This is a genomic window from Catenulispora pinistramenti (assembly GCF_018274385.1).
GTDB classification, from domain to species: Bacteria; Actinomycetota; Actinomycetes; order Streptomycetales; family Catenulisporaceae; genus Catenulispora; species Catenulispora pinistramenti.
Genome location: NZ_JAAFYZ010000143.1, coordinates 1 through 21159 on the forward strand (window position 1 = coordinate 1; position 21159 = coordinate 21159).

The 21159-nt window shown below is 70.3% G+C and carries 21 protein-coding genes; 10 read left to right on the forward strand and 11 right to left on the reverse strand.

All coding sequences use genetic code 11. The features are described from left to right. Positions 1-631: 631 nt before the first annotated feature. The 3 genes from KGQ19_RS32055 to KGQ19_RS32065 all read right to left on the reverse strand — a co-directional run bounded on the left by KGQ19_RS32055 (position 632) and on the right by KGQ19_RS32065 (position 3209). Entirely contained in the window at positions 632-1225 is a 594-nt protein-coding gene (locus KGQ19_RS32055) for a hypothetical protein (protein WP_212016164.1), read from the reverse strand. Positions 1226-1345: 120 nt separating this feature from the next. Next, the gene (locus KGQ19_RS32060) at positions 1346-2692 is read right to left on the reverse strand and encodes an Ig-like domain repeat protein (protein WP_212016166.1); all 1347 of its coding nucleotides are present in this window, start codon (positions 2690-2692) and stop codon (positions 1346-1348) included. A gap of 169 nt (positions 2693-2861) precedes the next feature. After that, positions 2862-3209 (reverse strand): hypothetical protein, encoded by a 348-nt coding sequence (locus KGQ19_RS32065; protein WP_212016168.1) that lies wholly within the window; start codon positions 3207-3209, stop codon positions 2862-2864. A 100-nt stretch (positions 3210-3309) separates the two neighbouring features. Here KGQ19_RS32065 and KGQ19_RS32070 point away from each other — a divergent pair, with 100 nt between their 5' ends. Continuing rightward, the gene (locus KGQ19_RS32070; RefSeq protein WP_212016170.1) at positions 3310-3942 is read left to right on the forward strand and encodes a hypothetical protein; all 633 of its coding nucleotides are present in this window, start codon (positions 3310-3312) and stop codon (positions 3940-3942) included. 29 nt (positions 3943-3971) lie between these two features. Here the strand turns inward: KGQ19_RS32070 and KGQ19_RS32075 are convergent, their stop codons facing one another. Continuing rightward, the gene (locus KGQ19_RS32075) at positions 3972-5348 is read right to left on the reverse strand and encodes a DUF4190 domain-containing protein (protein WP_212016172.1); all 1377 of its coding nucleotides are present in this window, start codon (positions 5346-5348) and stop codon (positions 3972-3974) included. A gap of 173 nt (positions 5349-5521) precedes the next feature. Between KGQ19_RS32075 and KGQ19_RS32080 the strand changes: the two genes are divergently transcribed. Next, positions 5522-6259, forward strand: a complete 738-nt coding sequence (locus KGQ19_RS32080; protein WP_212016174.1) for a hypothetical protein — start codon at positions 5522-5524, stop codon at positions 6257-6259. Positions 6260-6267: 8 nt separating this feature from the next. Here the strand turns inward: KGQ19_RS32080 and KGQ19_RS32085 are convergent, their stop codons facing one another. The 3 genes from KGQ19_RS32085 to KGQ19_RS32095 form a co-directional block, all read right to left on the reverse strand. Next, entirely contained in the window at positions 6268-6771 is a 504-nt protein-coding gene (locus KGQ19_RS32085; protein WP_212016176.1) for a hypothetical protein, read from the reverse strand. Between the two features lie 72 nt (positions 6772-6843). Next, on the reverse strand, positions 6844-7098 hold the full coding sequence (locus tag KGQ19_RS32090) for a hypothetical protein (RefSeq protein ID WP_212016178.1): 255 nt from the start codon (positions 7096-7098) through the stop codon (positions 6844-6846). Positions 7099-7432: 334 nt separating this feature from the next. Next, the gene (locus tag KGQ19_RS32095; protein WP_212016187.1) at positions 7433-9217 is read right to left on the reverse strand and encodes a tannase/feruloyl esterase family alpha/beta hydrolase; all 1785 of its coding nucleotides are present in this window, start codon (positions 9215-9217) and stop codon (positions 7433-7435) included. Between the two features lie 265 nt (positions 9218-9482). Here KGQ19_RS32095 and cseB point away from each other — a divergent pair, with 265 nt between their 5' ends. The 3 genes from cseB to KGQ19_RS50185 all read left to right on the forward strand — a co-directional run bounded on the left by cseB (position 9483) and on the right by KGQ19_RS50185 (position 12567). After that, on the forward strand, positions 9483-10166 hold the full coding sequence (gene cseB, locus KGQ19_RS32100; protein WP_212016189.1) for a two-component system response regulator CseB: 684 nt from the start codon (positions 9483-9485) through the stop codon (positions 10164-10166). Beyond that, on the forward strand, positions 10163-11422 hold the full coding sequence (locus KGQ19_RS32105; protein WP_212016192.1) for a sensor histidine kinase: 1260 nt from the start codon (positions 10163-10165) through the stop codon (positions 11420-11422). Before cseB ends, KGQ19_RS32105 begins: the two co-directional genes overlap by 4 nt. An 89-nt stretch (positions 11423-11511) precedes the next feature. Continuing rightward, positions 11512-12567, forward strand: a complete 1056-nt coding sequence (locus tag KGQ19_RS50185; RefSeq protein WP_212016194.1) for a D-alanyl-D-alanine carboxypeptidase family protein — start codon at positions 11512-11514, stop codon at positions 12565-12567. Positions 12568-12584: 17 nt separating this feature from the next. Here KGQ19_RS50185 and KGQ19_RS32115 read toward each other — a convergent pair whose 3' ends face one another. Then, a complete protein-coding gene (locus KGQ19_RS32115; RefSeq protein ID WP_212016196.1) occupies positions 12585-13715 on the reverse strand; it encodes a sensor histidine kinase in 1131 nt (376 codons plus the stop codon). A 122-nt stretch (positions 13716-13837) separates the two neighbouring features. Further along, on the reverse strand, positions 13838-14503 hold the full coding sequence (locus KGQ19_RS32120; protein ID WP_212016197.1) for a response regulator: 666 nt from the start codon (positions 14501-14503) through the stop codon (positions 13838-13840). A gap of 166 nt (positions 14504-14669) precedes the next feature. Here KGQ19_RS32120 and KGQ19_RS32125 point away from each other — a divergent pair, with 166 nt between their 5' ends. The 5 genes from KGQ19_RS32125 to KGQ19_RS32145 all read left to right on the forward strand — a co-directional run bounded on the left by KGQ19_RS32125 (position 14670) and on the right by KGQ19_RS32145 (position 19461). Then, positions 14670-15329, forward strand: a complete 660-nt coding sequence (locus tag KGQ19_RS32125; RefSeq protein ID WP_212016199.1) for an SDR family oxidoreductase — start codon at positions 14670-14672, stop codon at positions 15327-15329. 108 nt (positions 15330-15437) lie between these two features. After that, positions 15438-16535, forward strand: coding sequence for a MerR family transcriptional regulator (locus KGQ19_RS32130; protein ID WP_368862190.1), 1098 nt, complete (start codon positions 15438-15440; stop codon positions 16533-16535). 97 nt (positions 16536-16632) lie between these two features. Beyond that, complete coding sequence (locus tag KGQ19_RS32135; protein ID WP_212016203.1) at positions 16633-17331, forward strand: response regulator transcription factor; 699 nt, start codon at positions 16633-16635, stop codon at positions 17329-17331. Next, positions 17324-18466, forward strand: coding sequence for a sensor histidine kinase (locus tag KGQ19_RS32140; RefSeq protein ID WP_212016205.1), 1143 nt, complete (start codon positions 17324-17326; stop codon positions 18464-18466). The genes KGQ19_RS32135 and KGQ19_RS32140 overlap by 8 nt, the downstream gene beginning before the upstream one ends. A 119-nt stretch (positions 18467-18585) precedes the next feature. Further along, positions 18586-19461, forward strand: coding sequence for an MBL fold metallo-hydrolase (locus KGQ19_RS32145; protein ID WP_212016209.1), 876 nt, complete (start codon positions 18586-18588; stop codon positions 19459-19461). A 48-nt stretch (positions 19462-19509) separates the two neighbouring features. On the opposite strand, the gene vanX is transcribed toward KGQ19_RS32145, so the two are convergent. Both vanX and vanA read right to left on the reverse strand, forming a co-directional pair. Continuing rightward, positions 19510-20121: a D-Ala-D-Ala dipeptidase VanX gene (vanX, locus tag KGQ19_RS32150; protein WP_212016211.1), complete on the reverse strand. Its 612-nt coding sequence runs from the start codon at positions 20119-20121 to the stop codon at positions 19510-19512. Further along, the gene (gene vanA, locus KGQ19_RS32155) at positions 20118-21155 is read right to left on the reverse strand and encodes a D-alanine--(R)-lactate ligase (protein ID WP_212016221.1); all 1038 of its coding nucleotides are present in this window, start codon (positions 21153-21155) and stop codon (positions 20118-20120) included. The genes vanX and vanA overlap by 4 nt, the downstream gene beginning before the upstream one ends. Between the last annotated feature and the right edge of the window lie 4 nt (positions 21156-21159).

Below are 21159 nucleotides of genomic sequence, written 5' to 3' on the forward strand. Positions count from 1 at the left end.
GGAACCGCGCTAGTTTCCCTGAGGTTGCCGAGGCCCGCCGGAGGCCCGGCCCTTCACCACAGCCCTTGACCTTGCACTGGCTAACTGGAGTTGAAGAGGCCTGAGGTGGGGCGGGGTTGTGAACGCGCGAACCGGCAGCCGACAAACACACCTGCCGACCCGAACCCCGAACCGGCACAACTATGACCGAAGGCCGTAAAAATCGCCTTTCAAACAACAGCCAAACCGCAACCCGGCCCGCATACCCTAGCCCCCAGCAAACTCCACCCGCCAACGGATCCCGCCCGCCGACCGGCTCGGCGTCCGGCGGGACCGGGACGTGGATCGCGCTGTGCGGGCTGGCCGCCGCGACCCGGAACAACGCGCCGAGCCGGAGCAGGTCGCCACGGTTCGCGAACAGGTAGCCGACTTGGCGGTCAGGCGGGTAGATACGGGTGTTGCGAAGCATGGGACCGGTGCTCAGGATCCGGCTGAGCCCGGAGCCAGAGCTGGTGCTGGTGCTGGTGCTGGAACCGGAGCCGGAGCCGGAGCCAGGGCCGGGCCCGGAGCCGGCGGTTCGATGGCTCGTGACCCGCAGGCGCATCCGGCCGTCGTCGACTCCCATGCCATCAGTATCCGGCCGAGCGGCCCGCTACTGACCACACTTTCCGGCGGCGTCGGCGGCGGCGTCGCAGAATGTCCCACCGGCATACGGTTCGGTCAGTACGCCGTCCTGCACGCCCGCGATGCCGCCCTGGCCCTTCTGCGCCTCGGGCGAACCGGGGGTGGGGAAGTCCGGGTTCTCATTGAACGTGGCCGACAGAAGCGTGGTGTAGAGGGCGGCGTCGGCATGCGAGCCGCTGGCGTGGTCGACGCTGAAGCGGAGCGTCCAGGCGACGGTGCAGCAGCCGTCGTACACCTTCTCGGTGGCGATGCCGTCCGCGCTGATGGTCAGCGTGCGGGTGTGGCCGGTCCAGGTGCCGACGAACGGCTTCAGGTTGCTGGCACCGGTCGGTGCGTTGCCCGCGCCGGGCGCCGTGCTGGTCGAGGGCGACGCCGATACCGACGCGACAGACGTTGATATGACTGCCGATGATGTGGCAGCGTTGGCGGCAGCCGTGCTTGAGGTATTCGCTCCGGCAGCCGTCGTGGTGCTACCGGTACTGGAGCAGGCGGTGAGCCCGAAGCACAACCCGACGAGTGCCGGCGCGACCACGATCGCGCCCCTCCGGCGACTGTTCAGCATTCAGCGATTGTGACGAGCGCGAACGGCGGCGCCAACAGTAAAAGTCACCTGTTCCGCCGCCGCGCTTCGAGTTATAAGGCAGAGCGATCGCCGGGGTGCCGGCGCGCGGCTGGCCTCTGGCTACTGGGGTTCCACCTGCAAAGTCACGGGCGCCGAGGCTGAGCGCAGTAGTCCGGCTTGCGACGGGCTGAAGGCGGCGCTCAGGGTGTGGGTGTCGGCCGTAAGCGCGGTGGTGCTGAAAGTTGCAGTGCCGTCGGTGACCGGGACCGGCGCGCCCAGCGGGACGGTGCCCGCACCCTCCAGCGCGGAGTCGTAGAACTGGACCGTCCCCGAGGTCGCACCGGACACCGTCGCGGTCAGCGTCACCGCAGTACCCTGCGTCGCCGTTCCGGACGGGGAGATCGTGAGCGCGGTGGTCGTGCTGGTCGCGACGGGGCCGAGGGCGATATCAGAGGGCTGGCCTTCGAGCCGGACCGCGCCGAGGTTCGCACCGAGGTTCGTGCCAGCCCCGGTGTCGAGCGCCGCGAAGGAGCCGCTGCCCATGGGGTTCTCGTCGGCGACGTAGAGCGGGCTGCCGGTCGGGTCCAGGGCTTCGGCGACGCTGATGGCGGAGGGGAAGCTGGTCGAGACGGCGTCGGCTTGGAGATCGATCGCGTAGATCCGGGCCGTCGGCCCCGTGCTGACGTAGGCCGTGGTTCCGGCCGGGTTGACCGCCACGGCCATCGGGTTGCTTCCGGAAGGCAGCGTGACGGTGGCGGTCACCGTGTTCGTGGCCGTGTCGATGACGCACAGCTCGCGGGTCGTGGCATCGGCGACGTAGACGCGAGTGCCGGTCGCGTTGACAGCCACCGAGCCGCCGGAGGTGCCGCAGGGGACGGTGCCGACGACCGTGTCGGTGCCGGTGTCGATCACCGCCAGGGTGCCGGCGGTGCTGGTGGTGTAGAGCACGGTGCCGGCCGGGTTCAGTGCGAGGCGGTGGCCGCCGGCCGGGATCGTCGCGGTCACCGTCCGGGTGGTGGTGTCGACGACGTCGGTGGATCCGGAGCCGTCCGCGTCGGCGACATACGCGCGCGTGCCGGACGGGTTCACAGCGACCGCGCTGTTCGCGCCGCCGACGGTGATCGTGGCCAGTGTCGCGTCAGTGGCGGCGTCGAAAACTACGAGGGCGCCCTGGGCGGTTCCGTAAACCTCGGTCCCGGCCGGATCGGCGGCGATGCCGGACAGGTACTGCGTGATGGTGCGGAAGTCGACGAGCGCGTCGGTGCGGGTGTCGACTACGGCGACGGCGTTCGGCGTGCCGAAGGAGCCGCCTACGGAGAGGTAGGCGAGTTGACCGGTCGGTGGATCGGCGACGTGGGCGGCGGCGGCTTGGGCGCGCGCGGACGCGGACGCGGGCAATGCGCCGAGACCGCCGACGCACAGCAGCGCCGCAGCCGACAGCGCTGGCAGGACGAGGACACGGGACATGGCGATGGGTTCCTTCCGCTGGTGCCAGATAGCGGTGTGCAACCTGAAGTCATCGGCAGGGCCCAGCCTCACTCCGGCGATCCCGGGCCCTCCGCCCCGTGAATCAGAACTCTAACTTAGAACCCTGATTATCTCCCCGGGCCGCCCGGCACCGCTCAACCGCCGGCCCTCACGGAATCCGCGCGTCGTGCTGCAGCCCCGCGGCCGCCTGCACCTCATCGGTCAGCTCGGCGACCTTGACCGGCCGCACCGAGGTGAAGTGCCGCCCCACCGGGCACCACTGAAGCCGCACCGGTCCGAGCCGCACGGCCTTGACCGACGCCCCGGGGATCCAGATCGTCGTGAACAGGTGGCCGCCCCGGCACCGCACCACCGTCTTCAACCCCACGGCGTAGCCGCTCTTGCGCATATACGCCGTCTCCAGCGCGATCATCCCGGCCGCGGCCACGACGGCCCGCCCCAGGCGCTTGCGTCGGACCGCGGGGACCGCGGTGCTCGCTGTCAGCTTCTTCGGCATGAGTTCAGTGTGCACCCGGTGCGCGTGCAGCGCTCAGCGGGAGCCTGCCGACTGGTATCGCCCGCCGCACTATGTCCGGAGCCTCTGATAGGCATGGCCGGTGGACACAGACCAGGCGATTGCAGCCCTGCGCGACGACCCGCAAGCCACCCTCGAACTCGGCTGCCGGATCGTCGCGACGGCCGGTGACGACGAGCGCCGACACGCCGAGGTCGCGTTCGAGCTGGCGCGAAACAGCGACCGGACTGCCGTGTGGCGCGCGGCCGACGCCTACGCACAGGTGGCCGACGGCAGAGCCGCACGCTGGATGGCCGAGGGGGCGGCCTCGCTCAGCGATCCGGACGGGATCGTCGTGGACCGGCTGACCCTGCCGATCATGATTCAGGAGTACGACGCCGATCGCTGGATCGCCCACCACCAGGACTGGCGGATCGCCGTGCACTGCGATGACCCGGCGCGCGCCCTCCTGGCTCTGCACGCAGCGCGTGCCCGGCTTCCGTTCGTCGCCGACGACGGCAGTACCGTGTCCGACCCGACCCAGGTCACCGGACCACCGGGGCCCTGGTACACGCCGAACTCGGTGTTCGTCGAGCCGGACGTGCCCCTGATCTGGCTGGACTGCAAAAGCGGCGTCTTCCCGCTCATGGCCCGCACAGTCCTGGAGATCGTCATCGAAGAGCTCCGCGGGATCGGCATCACCCGCGCCGAGCTCTCAACGCCTAAGGACCAGTGAGCGCATCCTGGTCCCGTAACCCGATCACGTCACGCCGACTGCGTGCCCCCGCCTGTCGAGCCGGTGGAACCACCCGAACCACCCGAGCCCGGGTTGACGGCCGTCAGGCCGAGTCCGGTGCGGACCGCCTGGAAGTCCGGCATGTCGAAGTCGGCGTTCGCCAGCCGGGCGTCGTCGCCGAGGGAGGCGACGTCGGTCTCGGTCGCGGCCCGCGACCACAGCCGCGCCGCCTCGCGGTGCTTGGCGACCAGGGAGTCGACGAGCGGCTGCACGGCGCTCGGCCACGGTGCCGAGGTCAGCGCCGCCACCTCGCTCTGTGCCCCGGCCGCGATGTCGCTCGCGCGCTGTCGCAGGACCGACAGGTCGGCGTCCTGCGGCGTGGCGTTCAGCTGGCTGACGGCGTCGTCCAGCGGCCGGACCGCGTCGAGGAAGCGCAGCTGGTCGGGGGTGTAGGTGGAGCGGTCGCGGTACACGGACTTGGTCAGCGTGGCGCTCGGGAACTGGATGAAGCACGTCACGTGGTGCTCGCCGTAATCCCAGGCCTGCTTGTTGGGGAAGATGTACTGGACCAGGCTGCCGCTGGGCAGCGACGCCGGGTCCGGCTCGTAGCCGGCGAGCACCTTGAGGCACTGGGCCATGCCGTCGCTGCGCAGGCCGGCCGTCCCCGGGTAGGAGGTCTCGGCGGCGGCGAACGAGCCGATGGCCTCGCTGTCGTGCGGGGTCGAGCAGGGGACGACCTTGAAGGTGCGGGTCTTGACCTCGGTGGAGCCGATCAGGCCCGGCGGCAGCGTGAAGCAGTCCTTCGGGTGCAGGTCGAAGACCGAGACCTGGCCCGGGCTGGTGACGTTGCCGTCGGCGTCGCGCTGGACGGAGGCCGGCTTGGTGACGATGCCGACGGTGATGAGCGTGGCGAACAGGACGATCCACGCGCTCGACAGCGTGATCCCGCTGATCGCGAACCCCCGGCCGCGCTGGCCGGACTTCTTGATCGCCGGCAGCGCGACCAGGCCGAGGATCAGGCCGATGATCGGCGTGACGAACAGGAAGCCGCAGATGCCCAGGACCATGGCGGCGACCGCCAGGCCGTTGGTGCCGGTCGCGGGCCTGGGGTAGCCGTAGCCGTAGGGCGGGTAGCCGTAGGGGCCGTAGGGGATGCCGGGCGGCTGGCCATAAGGCGGTGGCGGTTGCTGCTGACCGTACGGCGGCGGCTGCTGGCCATAGGGGGGTTGCGGCTGCTGACCATAGGGCGGCTGCGGCTGCTGGCCGTAGCCAGGCCACGCCTGCGCCGTCGGGTACGGCGGCACCTGAGGTCCGGGCTGAGTCGGCGCGAAAGCTGTCCCCTCACCAGAGCCGGGCTCCGCTGAACGCCACGGATCGCCCGCCTCGGGACCTATCTCGGATGCCATCCCGGCTCCCCCTCCCAACCGGCCACCCGCGGGTCGGCTCAGGGAGCATACCTCCCAGCTCAGTCCGGTGATCGCCACTTCTGCGACGTCCTCGTCCGCCCCTGCCGGCACCGACGCTGTACGGTGCGATCGTCCAAGCATCCGGCCACTCGACGAAGCAGGCCCGATACCCGATGTCCAGAATCAAGCTCGCCCTCGCCCGGCCCTTCATGACGCCGGACACCCGACTGCTGCTGCGGCACCAGCGGCTCGACGCCGAGGCCGGGAAGCGCGCGGGCTGGGCGCTACAGATCCCGGACGTCGAGGTACGGCTGGTCACGGCTGTGAACAAGCGCGGGCCAGACCTGGGTAAGTGGCTCGTCCCCCAGTCGAAGGGGAAACGAGGCGTCCGCTACACCGGTGACACCGCGATCGGCCGCTGGTACCGGCACGGCGCCATGAAGTGGGACCACCAGCGCGTCACGATCGCCGGCAGCAACGGGACCGGCGTCTGGCTGCCCGAAACCGGTGGGCTGCTGCCGGGCTTCGACGCCGTCGAGGTCTTCCAGGCCCACCGGCGGCCGACGGGGAGCGGTGAGTGCCGGAGCCGGATCGCGGCCATCGCCACCGTCGGCCTCGCGGGCCGGGCCCTGCAACGGATCGTGTTCCTCGACGCCGAGGCACGTGAGCTCGGCTGGATCCCGGCACCGTATTTCGCAGAGGACGACGTCATGAAGTTCGCCCAGGCGGCCGGGATCGCGTACCGCCGCTACGCGTTCACCCTGGCACGCTTCTCCTCAGCCCGGGTCTCCCCCACCCAGCTGTGTGAGGCGCTGTTCACCCGCTCGGCGCTGCGGGTGAAGTTGATGAGCGAGGAGTTCAGCACCAACGACTGGCTCACCGACCCCACCCAAGCCAGCCGGTACCGGTGAGGCGCCGATCACCACTGTTCATCGACGGAAGCCGGCGGCAGACTCCGCTTGATCTGGCTGACCATCGTGCGGGCGTCGCGCACTTCCAGCCGCGGGAACTCGAAGTTCAGCACCCCGGTGTCCGCCACGCCGACCGAGACCCGGTACGCCTGCGCCACCCCGTTGACCAGTTCGTCCGAAAGCCAGGCGAGCTGGTTGAGGGGGTAGGCGTGCAGCAGGTTCTTCGGCTTGGCGACGACGGCGCCGCCGGAGGAGAAGATCACCAGTCGTTGATCGGTCAGCCCGACGTAGAAGCGGCTCGGCAGCGTCAGGCTCAAAGCCGGAACCGTGCTCCTGCCGCTGGTCGCCGCGGCCATCGCCGCCGCACCGAGCGCACCGGCGATCCCCAGCGCGCCGCCGACCATCGCCTTGCGCACGCCGCCGGTCCGGAAGCTGAAGCACCCGTACAGAACGTTCTCCTCGGGCCGCAACTCCCCCGCCATGCGCTGCCGGACCTTCTCGACACTCTCCACGCGGAGCAACTTTACGAATGGCGATCAAGGAGCTGTGCCGTCAAAAATGCCCACAGTGTGATCAGTTCTCTGTCACGGTGCCGTCGAGCCGGTCAGAACCGACCCGACCTCGCTCAAGAACTGCTCCTCGCCCACCGAATCCAGGCTGAGGGTCGGCTTGCTCTTCCCGTCCACGGTCACCAGCACGCCGAAGCATTCCACGGACACCTCGGCGACCGGCGCGGCTCCGGCCGAATCGCCGAAGTCCAGCTCATAGGCCGGCGCCAGCGACGACGAGCAGGGGATCATCACGACCCGGCCCTTCGCCGGCGGCAGGGTATCGATCATCGCGGCCAATCGGGCGATGGCCTTCGGGTCCGTGACGGCGAATCTCTTCTGCTGCGGGACGGGCGCCGTCGTGGGGTGGGGAAAGTAGTTCTGGACGACCTTCAGGTAAGCGGTCGCGGGTACCCCGTCGCCGGCCGGAGCCGGTGGCTTCTGGCCAGACGACGCAGACGACCCAGACCCAGACCCAGACCCAGAACGAGCACCAGCACCAGACGCACACCCGGCAGCCGTCAGAATCACCACGCCGACGACTACCAGACCGCCCGACCTCCAACTCCTCAGGTACCTCATTCACCTTGGACGCGTCATCCGAGCTCCGCGTTCCCGCGAGGACTCAGTTCTTCCCAGGCCGCGTGACCCACTGCCCGTCGACCCACCCGCTGACCGTCTCGTAACCGGACCGGAAAGAACCGAGCCAGTCCACCGCACCAAGCCGGGTCCCGGGCTGCGCCGTGTAGCTCGACGCCTGGCCGGTCGGCCCGCCGGTGGTGTCGACCGCGATCTGCGGATACGGGAACACCGGCCGGGTGGCGGTGGTCGTGCCGCTCGGGTCCACGCTGGAGGTGAGCAAGCTGTCAGGGGCCTTATCCGCGGTGACCCAGCCGGTGAGCGCGCTCAGCGCGTCGAACTGGTCGGGACCCTCGCCGCCCCCGCAGTGCGAGACGCCCGGCAGCAGGAACAGCCGGGCGAACTGATCGGTGGCCCGCTCCCCGCCCATCGCACGCTGGACCGCCTGGTAGTAGGCGATGGTGCCGACCGGGGAGATCTCCGGGTCCGCCCAACCGGCCCACAGGATGAGCTTGCCGCCGGCCGCCCGGAACGCGCTGAGGTCGGGATCGGTCGCGTCATACATCCCGTCGTTCGCTCGGGTGATCCGAGCGAACTCGGCGTCGGTGAACTTCACGTCCTTATACGTGGCCGACGGGTCGACGCCGGGCGAGACCATGTAGCGCAGCGTCGACTGCACGATGTCCTGGTCGGCGCTCGGCGCGCCCGGCGCCACCGGAACCAGCCAGCCGGCCCAGTTCGCTTCCGAGCCGGGCAGCTGCCAACCGGGATACAACAGCGTGCCGTGAGCGTCGCGCGGTCCGGCATAGAGCTTGCGCACGGCCGTGACTTGAGCCGGGGTCAAGCAGAATGCTGACGCTGTGGACGTCCGGCCGTCGCAGGCCAGTGTCGCGGGATCGAAATGGCAGTTCAGCGGATCGGAGATCAGGCCGTCCCGGGTGCCGTCGGCGGCGTCGCAGGCCTGGAGCACCGCGTTGTGCAGCGGAGCCAGGTCGGCCGGCGTGAGGATCTGCGAGCCGTCCGGAGCCGTGTTCGCCTGCGCGTTCCACCCTTGGAAGAAGACGTTGAGCTCGGTCATGATCCCGGCCGGCGACCCGGCGATCAGACCGTTGAAATCGTGCGGATAGCGCTGCGCCTCGGTCAGCGCCTCGTGACCGCCCTGCGAGCAGCCGTCGAAGTAGGAGGAGCGGGGCCCGGTCCCGAAGAACCGCGTGATGATCGCCTTCGCGGCGAGGGCGAGTTCGTGTTCTGACTGGTAGCCGAAGCTGGCCCGCAGCGCCGGATCGGCGCCGAACGACGCGGAGAACACCGTGCCGCCCGCATGCCCGCCGTTGTCGGTCGCGACCGCGAACGCGCCGCCGGTCAGCGGGGCACACCCGGCTGCGGCCTGGGTGGTGATGCCGACGCTGCCGCAGTAGCCGCCGCATCCGTCCTGCAGGTACTCCCCCTGCCAGGTCTTGGTGGGCAGCAACAGCTGGAACTGGATCTGCGGGGCGATCGTGCCCTGCACCTGGCAGGCGTCCCAGGGACCCTGCGGGTTGTCGGCGGCGGCCACCGGCGTGGCCGAGTCGATCTCGGTGGCCGCGCCGGGCACCGAACCGAAATCGAGCCGACCGACCTGCGCACAGGGCAGCACCGGCGCGGTGCCGGGCACGGCGCCCGGTGCGGCCCCGGGTGCGACAACTGCCCGAGCGCCCGAGGCGGACGCGGTCGCAGAGGCCTTGGCCTCCGAGGCCGCGCCACCGGCGGCGCCGAGACCGACCAGGACGGCCACGGCGACCGAGAGTGCGAACTTGCCGCGCCCGCCGCGCAGCCGGAGGAGCAGGTTCATGTGCGGTCCATCCTTGTCTCCGGCCAGACAGCCGTGCCTCAAAGAGCCGTACCTCAGGCAGCCGTGCCTCAGAGAACTGATGGTAGCTACTTGTCTTCGACAACGCGGATGATCGCCTCGTCGGCGATTCGCCGGCGGTTCGTCACACTCACATGCTGCGCACTCAGCGTGCCGACGCGATCACAATGCGCCTCCGTGTCGGCGACCGGCGTCCCAGGTCGGCGACGGAGCGTAAGCGATAGATCCGGTATGTAAAGATTACCGCGTGACGTCTCTGCTACTGGTCGAGGACGACGAGGTGATCCGCATCGCCGTGGGCCGCACGCTGGAGCGTTACGGGTTCACGGTGAGGACCGCCGCCGACGGCCTGGCGGGCCTGGACCGGTTCCGCGAGGGACCCCCGGATCTGTTGCTGCTGGACGTGATGCTGCCCGGGCTGGACGGCATCGGGCTGTGCCGGCGGGTCCGGGAGACCAGCCAGGTGCCGATCCTGATGATGTCCGCGCGCGGCGACTCGCTGGACGTGGTCGGCGGGCTGGAGGCCGGTGCGGACGACTACGTGGTCAAGCCGGTGGACACCTCGGTGCTGGTCGCGCGCATCCGGGCCGTGATGCGCCGCGCGGCCGTGGACCCGTCCGCCGACCCGGCCGCGGACCGCGCGGCCGAACTCGTCTTCGGCGACGTGCGGATCGACCCCGGCGGCCTGGAGGTCACGCGCGCCGGCCGGCCGGTCGCGTTGACGCCGACCGAGCTGCGGCTGCTGCTGGAGCTGGCCGCGCATCCCGGCGTCGTGCTGGAGCGGCACCGGTTGTTGCGCGAGGTGTGGGACTACAAGTGGCAGGGCGGCGATTCGCGGGTCGTGGATCTGTGCGTGGCGCGGCTGCGGACGAAGATCGGCGCCGAGCGGATCGAGACGGTCCGCGGCTTCGGCTACAAGTTGCGCCGATGAGGAACCCGCTTCGTTCGTTGAGCGTGCGGATGGCCGTGCTGGCCGCCGTGGCGGTGACGGTCGCGTCCGGCTCGATCGGGCTGGCGATCCATCAGAGCACGAAGTCGCGGCAGCTCTACTACGGCCGGGTCACCGCGCGCGGGGATCTGGCCGAGGTGATCGGTTCGGACCGGACGGACCAGCAGGTCCCGGCCTCCCTCGTACCGCCGAAACTGGCGGCTGAGGCGCTGACCACCACTTCGCCGGTCACCTTCTACGACTCCAGTTTCAGCCTGCAGCCGGTGATGTGGGCGGCGCAGTACGTCGACGGCAAGCTCGTCGTGGCCCAGTACCCGATGGCTTCGGAACAACGCGATCTGGAAGCCCTCGACCGGCACACGCTCTACGCGGCCGCCGGTACCGTCGCGGTGCTGGTACCGCTGGCGGCCTTCGGCGCCGAGTTCGCCGGGCGGCGGCTGCGGCGTGCGGCCCGCACCGCGCACCGGATCGCGGCCGGCGACCTCGACGCCCGCATCGGCCCGCGCGGCCGGGCCGGCGACGAGGTCCACGACATCTCGCGGGCCGTCGACTCGATGGCCGACGCGCTCCAGCGCCGGCTGCGCGCGGAGCAGCGCTTCACCGCCGACGTCGCGCACGAGCTGCGCACGCCCCTGGCCGGGCTGGTCGCGGCGACCGAGCTGCTGCCGGACGGCGAGGCGACCGAACTGGTCCGGGACCGGGTTCGGGTACTGCGAAGCCTGACCGAGAACCTGCTGGAGGTGTCCCGCCTCGACGCCCAGGTCGAGACGGCGGACTTCGTCGCGGTGCCGCTGCCGGAGTTCGTCAGCGAGACCGTCGCGGGCATCGGGTTCGACGTGCGGCTCAGCGTCGAGGGCGATCCGGTGGTGCGCACCGATCCGCGCCGACTGGACCGGATCCTCACCAACCTGCTGCTCAACGCGGACAAGCACGGTCGAGCCCCGATCGAGCTCGGTATCAGTGGCCTGACGCTGACCGTACGGGACCACGGCCCGGGCTTTCCCCCGGACATCCTGGCCGAAGGGCCGTCCCGGTTCCGTACCGGCGCACCGGAGCGGGGACGCGGGCACGGCCTCGGGCTGACCATCGCACTCGGACAGGCCCGGGTCATCGGCGCCGGGCTGGAATTCGGCGACGCGGTGGACGGCGGGGCGATCGCGCGGGTGAGGCTGCCGCCGATTCCGGACTCGGCCTTGGATACCGACGCCGCTGGACACCTGACGCCGCTGGACACCTGACGGCCCTGATACCTGACTGATACACAGCCCAGGCCCGGCCGACACGTTGCCACGGCGGTTCCGATACGAGGTCGGGCGATCGTCGGAGAGTGAATCCGACTCGCGAACGAAACTCCGTCAGTCCGCCGGTCTCCTATGCCTCGTCACCGGGCTGGCTCCGCCGACGCCGCCGCGCGGTGATACCGGTCGTCGCCGTCGCCATCGGTCTGATCGCCGCCGGCGCCGCGATCGCCGTCGCCGCGCGCCACAGCGACCAGCGGTCCACGCCCGCACCCACGCCCCCGCTCACGCCGACGTCCGCGTTCCAGCCCGCTCCGGCGCCGGTCTCCACCGACCTCGGCTCCGGGGTCACGCTGCCGTGGCCGGCGCAGGGCCAGGCGGCCGTCGAGGCCGAGGGGCTCGGCAGCCTGGGCACCAACGGCGAGCAGAGGCCGGTCCCGATCGCGAGCGTCACCAAGGTGATGACCGCCCTGGTCGTCCTGGCCGACCACCCGCTGAGCGGCGACGATCAGGGCCCGATGATCACCGTCGACGCCAAAGCCGCGAATGAGGCCTCTGATCCGGACCAGACGACGGTCCGGGTGAGCACGGGCCAGACCTTCAGCGAACACGACTTGCTGGAGATGATGCTGATACCGTCCGGTAACAACATCGCCCGGCTGCTGGCCCGCTGGGACGCCGGGAACGAGCGCGCGTTCGTCGCGAAGATGAACGACGCCGCGCGCCGCCTGGGCATGACCGACACCACGTACACCGGCGCCAGCGGCTACGAGGAGTCGACCAAGAGCACCGCCGTCGACCAGCTCAAGCTCGCCAGGCAGGCGGTCGACGACCCCGTCTTCGACCGCATCGTCGCGATGCCCACGGCCACGGTGCCCGGTCTGCACAGCCGCCTCGTCAACACCAACACCCTGCTCGGCGCGGACGGCGTGATCGGCATGAAGACCGGTTCGAGCACCCCGGCCGGCGGCGCGTTGATGTGGGCGGCGCGGCAGTCCGACGCCAACGGCAAGACGCACCTGGTGCTCGGCGTCGTTCTCCAGCAGCGTCAGGGCTCTACGGCGAACGACGACCTGCGTGCCGTGCTCGCCACCAGCAGAACCCTGATCCAGGGCGTGGCCCAGGCAGTCGCCTCGATGCGCTGAGGGCGGGGTGCCGCAGGTCAGCGCGAGTCGCCGCGGCTCGGAACGCTCAGCTTCACCTCATACCCGCCATCGGCGGTCGGCCCGGCGTGCAACGTCCCGTCCAGCAGCTCGGCGCGTTCCCGCAGCCCGATCAGGCCCTGCTGCGAGCCGGGCAGAGCCAGCGAGGGACGCGTCGCGGGAATGTTGGTGACCGTCACCCCATACGCGTCCGGCCCGTGCCACAGCCGCACGGTCGCGCTCGCGCCGGGCGCGTGTTTGCGGACGTTGGTCAGCGCCTCCTGCACCGTGCGATACACGGTGCGCTGTGCAGGCGTGCCGACGGACGCCGGGAGCTCCCCGGTCAGCTCGGCCGGGATCCCGCTGGAGGCCACCAGCCGCTGAAGGTCGGCCAGGGTCGGCTGCGGCGTGAGTTCGGTGGTGCGGCCGCCGGAGGCGCGCAGCAGCGTCACCATGTGCCGTAGTTCTTCCAGGGTTTTGACGGCAAGGGAGCGGATGGTCTGTGCGCCGTCCCGGCCGACCGGGTCCTGAGTCGCGATCTGAAGCGCGCCGGCCTGCACCGCGATCAGGCTGACCTGGTGCGAGACCACGTCGTGCATCTCCCGGGCCAGCTGCGCGCGCTCGCGGGTCAGCACGGCCTGCGCGTGCAGCAGCTGCTCGTGCTCGCGGGCCTGCTCGATCTCGGCCAGCCGGGCCCGCAGGTCGCGCTGCGTCTGGAGGAGCTGGCCCAGCAGGACCGGCGCGGCGGCGGCGGTGAGCGCATAGGCGAAGTAGATGACGGTCCAGAACTGGGCATCCGAAGCGCTCCCCTTGAACGACGAGGGGACGGCGGAGGCGACGGCCGAGGCCAGGGCCGCCGCGACCAGCAGGCGCCGGTCGCGGGATTGCTCGGCCAGCGTGAACAGCGACGCCAGCGGGGCGAAGACGATGTCCAGGACACAGTTGGCGGGCAGGGTCAGCAGCAGCGCCACCCACGGCAGCCGCCGCCGGACCACCAGCCCGGCGACGGACAGCACGGCCAGGACCCAGACCAGCGCCGAGGCGCCCTCGCCCGACAGGCTGACCCAGGTGTCCAGGGCGGAGACCACGATGATCAGGGCGTCCACAGCGGGCAGCGGGATCCGGGCCCACCACTGGCGGGAGGCGTTCATCGCGACATCACGCCATCACGCCGTCATGCCGGTGTGGCGACTGTGCTGACCGTGGCGACTGTGCCGACCGCGCCGACCGCCCGCGTGGCAGGACGGCCGGTGTGGCGCGGCCCGGAACAGCCTCACCGGTGCTCACCGCGGGTGTCGGTCAGCAGCCCGGCCCGCTGGGCCAGCAGCGCGGCCTGGACCCGGCTGGTCACCCGCAGCTTGCTGAGGATGGCGCTGACGTGGTCCTTGACAGTGCCCGTACTCAGGTGGACCCGCGCGCCGATCTCCGCGTTCGACAGGCCCTCGGCGACCAGCAGCAGGACGTCGCGCTCCCGCTCGGTCAGGCCGCCGATGCGGGTCAGCGCCTCGTCCTCGGCCGGGTCGGCGGTCGGGAAGGCGCGGACCATCGCGTGCGAGGCCCTGGGCGACATGACGATCCCGCCGGCCGCCAGGGTGCGCACCAGCTGGGCCAGCTGCGCCGGATCGGTGTCCTTGAGCAGGAAGCCCGCGGCGCCGGAGCGCAGCGCGGTCAGGACGTACTCGTCGGTGTCGAACGTCGTCAGCATCGCCACCACCGGCGGCTCGGGGAACGCCTGCAGACCGCGCAGCACGGTCAGCCCGTCCACGTCCGGCATCCGGATGTCCAGCAGCACCACCTCCGGACGCTGCTCGCGCACCGTCTCCACCGCCTCGCCGCCGACCGCCGTGGCGACGACCTCGATGTCCTCGGCGGCGTTGAGGATCAACTCGAAGCCGGAGCGGACGAGTGCTTCGTCGTCCACGACCACTACGCGGATCACCAATGTTCCCTTCTACCGTGCTGAGACTTGTTGTTCTCGAGGCTAAGGCCGCCGCGACGCCACACCCCGCCGCCCGGCGGCAGAGTAGCCGTTCGGCGTGTCCTCTCCAGCCGTTCGGCGGGGGCGCGACAGACTGGCGATTACCGATTACGCAAGGAGCGGCGGCATGGACAAGGGATCCGCGCTCATCGTCGGCGTCGGCCCCGGCCTGGGCCTGGCACTCGCCCGGACATTCTCCCAGGCCGGCCACCCGGTCGCCATGATCGGCCGCGACCACGAACGGCTGGCACAGTACGCCTCCACGCTGGCCGCCGAGGGCCGTACCGCACGCCCCTTCCAGGCTGACGCCGCCGACGCCGAGCAGCTTCAGTCGGCCCTGCGGGACGCCGTCGACACGCTGGGCGCGCCGGAGATCCTGATCTACAACGCCGCCATCCTCGCCCCCGACACCCCCATCGAGCTGGACGCCGACACCTTCGCGCAGCGGTTCGCGGTGAACGTCACCGGTGCCGTGATCGCGACCCGCACCGTACTCCCGCTGCTGGCGCACGGCCGCGGAACCCTGTTGTTCACCGGCGGCGCTCTCGCGCTGCACCCATCGCCCGAGCTCATGTCGCTGTCGGTCGGCAAGGCCGCGTTGCGCGCCTATACGCAAAGCCTGCACGAGTTCCAGAAGGGGACCGACGTGCACGTGACGACCGTGACCATCGCCGGAGCCATCGGCGGCGACGACCCGCGCTTCGCCCCGGGGGCTCTGGCAGAGGCCTACCTGGATCTGCATCACCAGCCGCGGGACCAGTGGCAGGCCGAGCTGCTTTACAGCTGAACCCACGGTGAGCCCATTCGGGCTGGAGTCTGCGGGCCCCACAACCCGGCGCTTGACCCTCACGCAACGTCAGACGGCATAGTCAACGCCGTGGAAGAGCACCTCACCGTGGGACGCGTGGCCGAACTGGCCGCGGTGACCGTCCGCACCCTGCATCACTACGACGAGATCGGCCTCGTGCAGCCCTCGGCGCGCACCGCGGCCGGGTACCGGGCGTACTCGGCGAGCGATGTGGAGCGGTTGCGCGAGGTCCTGGCCTACCGACGGCTGGGGTTCGGGCTGCGGGAGGTCGCCGACCTGGTCGGCGATCCGTCCACGGACGCCGTCGCGCATCTGCGCCGGCTGCGCGGTCTGCTGCTGGAGCAGCGGGAGCGTGCTGACGCCATGGTGGCGGCGATCGACAGGGAACTAGAGGCACGTGCGAAGGGAATGACTGTGACACCTGAGGAGCAGCTGGAGATGTTGGGCGCGAAGCTCTACGACGCGATCGGCGGCGCGTACCCCGCGACCCGGCGCACCGATCCGCGGATCGCCGCGCAGATCTGGGACGCGCTCGGGGATGCGGAGACTGTGTTGAACGTCGGGGCCGGTACCGGCTCCTACGAACCGATCGACCGGGACGTGACCGCCGTGGAGCCGTCAGCGGTCATGCGAGGGCAGCGTCCGGCCGACGCGGCACCTTGCATAGCCGCCGCCGCGGAACACCTGCCGTTCGAGGACCAGTCCTTCGACGCGGCGATGGCGATCTCGACCGTGCACCACTGGGGCGACCCGATCGCCGGGCTGCGGGAGTTACGGCGCGTCGCCCGGCGCGTGGTGGTGCTCACCTTCGACGCCAGCTCGCGCGGGTGGCAGGACCGGTTCTGGCTGACCCGCGACTACCTGCCCGAGTTCGCCGGCGTCCTGGCCGACTTCCCGGCGCTGCCCGGGATGGCCGACGCGATCGGGGCGCGTACGGAGCCGGTGCCGATCCCGTGGGACTGCGCCGACGGGCTGTTCGAAGCCTATTGGCGACGGCCCGAGGCGTATCTGGAGGATCCGGTGCGGCGGGCGGTGTCGGTGTGGACGCGGGTCGGGCCGGAGCCCGAGCGGCGGGCGGTGCGCAAGCTCGGCGACGATCTCGCCTCGGGTCGCTGGGCCGAGCGGAACCGGGAGCTCACCGAGCTGGAGGCCGCGGACTTCGGACTGCGGCTGCTTGTGGCCTGAGCTGGGGCTTTACCGTCTGGCCTGAGCTGGTACCTCGTCTTGCGTCTGGGATTTCCCGGTACCCGGACGATATGCGCCGGCTCGTACTATTGAGATCATGCGCGTGCTAGTCGTCGAGGATGAGCTCTACATGGCAGAGGCCATCCGGGATGGTCTCCGTCTGGAAGCGATCGCAGCCGACCTCGCCGGTGACGGCGACACCGCGCTGGAGCTGCTGAGCGTCAACTCCTATGACCTCGCGGTGCTCGACCGCGACATCCCCGGGCCGTCCGGCGACCAGATCGCCGAGCACATCGTCGCCTCCGGCAGCGGCATGCCGATCCTCATGCTGACCGCCGCCGACCAGCTGGACGACAAGGCCTCCGGCTTCGGGCTCGGCGCCGACGACTACCTGACGAAACCGTTCGACCTGCGGGAACTGGTGCTACGGCTCAGGGCCCTGGACCGGCGGCGTGCGCACAACAGGCCGCCGGTCCGGGAGCTCGCGGGGCTGAAGCTGGACCCGTTCCGCCGCGAGGTCTTCCGCAACGGCCGCTATGTCGCGCTCACCCGGAAACAGTTCGCAGTGCTCGAAGTCCTCATCGCGGCCGAGGGCGGGGTGGTCAGCGCCGAGGAGCTGCTGGAGCGAGCGTGGGACGAGAACGCGGATCCGTTCACCAACGCCGTGCGGATCACTGTCTCGGCGTTGCGTAAGCGGCTCGGCGAGCCCTGGGTGATCGCCACCGTGGCCGGGGTCGGCTACCGCATCGACCCGACCGGCGGCGACGAAAGAGCAGTGGGGGCAGCGCATGGATAGGCCCCCGGGCTGGAGCGTCCGCCTCAAACTCACCCTCAGCTACGCCGGCCTGGTCATGCTCGCCGGCTCGCTGCTCATAGCGGTGGCGTGGGTGTTCGCGCTCCGCTGGCTGCCGAAGCGCAACGACCCCGACGCCGTCATAAGGGCCCACCCAGGCGCAATGGTCATCATGACCGGGCCCACCCGCAGCCAGCTCATGACCGGCTTCGCCCCCGCCGCGGCCATAGCGCTTGCTTTCCTCCTCCTGCTGGGTCTGATCGGCGGGTGGCTGCTCGCCGGCCGCATGCTCGCGCCCCTGACCCGCATCACCGACGCCGCCCGCGGGGCCACCTCCGGCTCGCTCTCCCACCGCGTCGCGCTGGAGGGCAAACAGGACGAGTTCCGCGAGCTCGCCGACAGCTTCGACGCCATGCTCGGCCGCCTGGAAGCCCACGTCGCCGAACAGCAGCGCTTCGCCGCCAACGCCTCCCACGAACTGCGCACCCCGCTGGCGATCACGCAGACCCTCCTGGACGCGGCCCGCAACGACGAAGGCCGGGACACCGTCCAGCTCATCGACCGGCTGCGCGTGGTCAACACCCGCGCGATCGACCTCACCGAGGCGCTCTTGGTGCTCAGCCGCGCCAACCAGGGCACGTTCCAACGAGGCGGGGTCGATCTGTCGCTGGTCGCGGAAGAAGCCGCCGAGACCATGCTGCCGCTCGCCGAGAAGCAGGGCATCGTCGTGGAGACGGCCGGCGAAGTGGCGACCGCTGTGGGGTCCCAAGCGCTTCTGCAGCAGCTGGGGACGAATCTGCTGCACAACGCGATCGTCCACAACCTGCCCGGGCGCGGCCGGGTGTGGGTGCGGACCGCCGTCAGCCCCGAAGGCGTGGAGCTGAGCGTGGAGAACACCGGCGAGGTCCTGACCCCGGAGTCGGTGTCCACGCTCACCGAGCCTTTCCAGCGCGGCACCGAGCGCATCTACGGCGACCAGGCCGGCGTCGGTCTGGGCCTGGCGATCGTCAAGAGCATCGCCGTGGCGCACGGCGGGTCCGTCGCGCTCACCCCGCGCACCGCCGGCGGGCTGTGCGTGACGGTCCGGCTGCCCGCCGCGCCGCAGGCCGCGCTTGTCTCTGTCGCTGTCTCCCATTAAGCGGGAGAACAGAAATAACCAATAGAGTCAACGGCTTCTCGACGTTTGTTTTAATTTCCGGCGCGTGATACTCCAGGTGGACGTTCGCCGTCCTCAGTTCGCGCGAAAGGGAAATCGCCATGACCGAGACCCTGTGGCACATCGATCAACGCTGCACTAATTGCGACGTGGCCCGGCAGTACGCGCCCGAGCTCGTCGCCGAGGCGGACGGCCTTTCAACGGTCGTCCGCCAACCGGGTACCCCAGCCGAGGAAGCGGCACTGTACGCGGCGGCGTTCGCCTGCCACACGCGCTCGATCCGGCGCGGCGCACGGGGATTGGATCCGGCACACGACCCGTTCCCGCTGCCGCTGACCGAGCACGTGTACCTGTGCGGACACAACTCGCCGCACGCCGCCGGCGCCAACTCCTATCTGCTGCGCCGGCCGGCCGGGAACCTCATGATGATCGACACGCCGCGCTTCAGTCGTGCCCTGGCCGAGAAGTACGCCGCGCTCGGACCGGTGACCGACGTACTGCTCACCCACCGGGACCACGCCGCGCACGGCCGCGAGTACGCCGACCGGTTCGGCGCCCGCCTGTGGATCCACGAGGGCGACCTGGCCGCCGCCCCGGACGCCGACCACGTCCTGCGCGGCACCGAGCCGACGCCGATCGCCGACGGCGTGATCGCGCACCCGCTGCCCGGGCACACCCAGGGCAGCGTGCTCTACGTCGCCGACGACACCTACTGCTTCAGCGGCGACAGCATGTACTGGTCCAGGAGCCTGGCCGACCTCGCCGTGGCCGAGTCGGTCACCTGGTACTCCATCACCGAACTGGCCGCGTCGCTGGCCCGCACGGCGCCGCGGCTGCGCTTCGCGTGGATACTGCCGGGCCACGGCGACCGCAAGCAGCTGCCGCCCGAGGAGTTCGCCCGGCGCGTCCAGGACTTGGCCGAGCACACCGCGCGTCTCAGGCCGCGACCCATCGACTTCGCAGCCGTGCAGTGGTGATCCCGGAATCCCGCCGCCGCTACCGCCGCTGCCGTCGTCGTCGTCGTACTAGTAAGCAATCGGGAAATCGAAATACGTATCCGGGTAAGGCTCATTCTTCAGCGTGTAGTGCCACCACTCGCTGTCATAAGAGCTGAACCCGCTGGCCTGCATAATCGAGCACAGGGCTTCGCGATTCCCCGTCTCGACATCCGTTATCCCGGCCGCCCCGTGGTGCGAGATGACGTCCATCAAATCGTGCCCGCCGCCCATCGGCGCCAGCTCGCCGTCCTCCAGCTGATACAGCGTCAAGTCGACGGTGCTGCCTCGGCTGTGGCCGGACTTCGCCGCCACGTAGCCCTGCTCGATCATCGCCGCGCGTTCGATGTTCGGGTAGTGCCGGGGCTTCGTGTGGCCGTCCTCGGGCTGCTCCGACCAGCGCAGGAAGCAGTCCACGGCGCGCTGCGGGCGGTAGCCGTCCCACAGCACCAGGCCGAAGCCGAGGGATTCGGCGCGTTGCTGGGCCCGCTCCAGGCCGGCGCACAGGGCCGTGGTGCCGACGATGCGGTTCGCCAGGTAGCCCTCGACCGGCTTGCCGACGAAGTTGTCCCAGGTGGCGTACTTCGCGTCCCAGCGCACGCCGGGAACGATCTGGTCCACGAACACGAAGTCGTCATTCATCGGGCCTCCCCCGTCAGCGTCAGCGTGACCAACCGGTCCAGGACGTCGCCGAGCGGGAACCCGGCGGCCGCCATCATTCGCGGGTATCGACTGTAGGAGGTCAGTCCGGGGAAAGTGTTCACTTCGTTCAGAACGACCGTCCCGTCCGCCTTGAGGAACAGGTCCACGCGCGACAGCCCCCGGCAGCCCAGCACCCGGTAGACGGTCTTCGCGGTCTCCTGGACCAGCACCCGCGATTCCGGGGCGATGTCGGCCGGGACGATGAACGTCGCGTTCTCCGAGCCGGTCTCCGGCGAGTCCTCCTGATGGATCTTGAAGAAACCGTGGGTCAGCGCCACCCGGTCCACCTCGCCGACCAGCAGGTCCGGATCGTCGCCCAGGACGGCGCAGCCGACCTCGCTGCCGGCCACGGCCGCCTCGATCAGCACCTTCGAGTCATACAGTCGCGCCGTCCGCACCGCCGCCGCCAGATCTTCCTTCCGGGACACCTTGCTGACCCCGAAGGACGAGCCCGAGCGGGCCGGCTTCACGAAGACCGGGTAGCTGAGCTCGTCGGGATCGACCTTGTCGTCGGGCGTGACGACCCAGAAGTCCGGCGTCGCGATGCCGGCGGCCCGCACGACGAGGTAGGTGAGCGACTTGTCCATGCACAGGACGGAGGTCTGGATATCGCATCCCCCGTAAGGGATGCCCGAGAGCTCCAACAGCCCCTGGATCACGCCGTCCTCCCCGAGCTTGCCGTGCAGCACAGGCAGCACCACGTCCAGACTGATCATGTCATAACGCCCCCGGTTCACGACAAGCAGTCCAGGCGCGGTCCGGTCCGGGGATAGGACGGCCCGGCGGCCGGCACCCTCCCAGCCTTCATCAGGGTTCTCACATAGCTTCCAGGCGCCGCTTTGCGTGATGCCGATGTAGAACGGCTCATACCGTTCGGTGTCGAGATGCTTGGCGACGTTCCGCACCGATTTGACCGAGACGGGATGCTCTTCGCCGACACCCCCGAACAGGATTCCGATCCTCAGCTTAGCCACGACG

Excerpts from the sequence above, each read along its gene's own strand:
- KGQ19_RS32055 (WP_212016164.1), bottom strand. The coding sequence starts at position 1,225 with ATGCTGAACAGTCGCCGGAGGGGCGCGATCGTGGTCGCGCCGGCACTC.
- KGQ19_RS32060 (WP_212016166.1), bottom strand. The coding sequence starts at position 2,692 with ATGTCCCGTGTCCTCGTCCTGCCAGCGCTGTCGGCTGCGGCGCTGCTG.
- KGQ19_RS32065 (WP_212016168.1), bottom strand. The coding sequence starts at position 3,209 with ATGCCGAAGAAGCTGACAGCGAGCACCGCGGTCCCCGCGGTCCGACGC.
- KGQ19_RS32075 (WP_212016172.1), bottom strand. The coding sequence starts at position 5,348 with ATGGCATCCGAGATAGGTCCCGAGGCGGGCGATCCGTGGCGTTCAGCG.
- KGQ19_RS32080 (WP_212016174.1), top strand. The coding sequence starts at position 5,522 with ATGTCCAGAATCAAGCTCGCCCTCGCCCGGCCCTTCATGACGCCGGAC.
- KGQ19_RS32090 (WP_212016178.1), bottom strand. The coding sequence starts at position 7,098 with ATGATCGATACCCTGCCGCCGGCGAAGGGCCGGGTCGTGATGATCCCC.
- KGQ19_RS32095 (WP_212016187.1), bottom strand. The coding sequence starts at position 9,217 with ATGAACCTGCTCCTCCGGCTGCGCGGCGGGCGCGGCAAGTTCGCACTC.
- KGQ19_RS32105 (WP_212016192.1), top strand. The coding sequence starts at position 10,163 with ATGAGGAACCCGCTTCGTTCGTTGAGCGTGCGGATGGCCGTGCTGGCC.
- KGQ19_RS32115 (WP_212016196.1), bottom strand. The coding sequence starts at position 13,715 with ATGAACGCCTCCCGCCAGTGGTGGGCCCGGATCCCGCTGCCCGCTGTG.
- KGQ19_RS32125 (WP_212016199.1), top strand. The coding sequence starts at position 14,670 with ATGGACAAGGGATCCGCGCTCATCGTCGGCGTCGGCCCCGGCCTGGGC.
- KGQ19_RS32135 (WP_212016203.1), top strand. The coding sequence starts at position 16,633 with ATGCGCGTGCTAGTCGTCGAGGATGAGCTCTACATGGCAGAGGCCATC.
- KGQ19_RS32140 (WP_212016205.1), top strand. The coding sequence starts at position 17,324 with ATGGATAGGCCCCCGGGCTGGAGCGTCCGCCTCAAACTCACCCTCAGC.
- KGQ19_RS32145 (WP_212016209.1), top strand. The coding sequence starts at position 18,586 with ATGACCGAGACCCTGTGGCACATCGATCAACGCTGCACTAATTGCGAC.
- vanX (WP_212016211.1), bottom strand. The coding sequence starts at position 20,121 with ATGAATGACGACTTCGTGTTCGTGGACCAGATCGTTCCCGGCGTGCGC.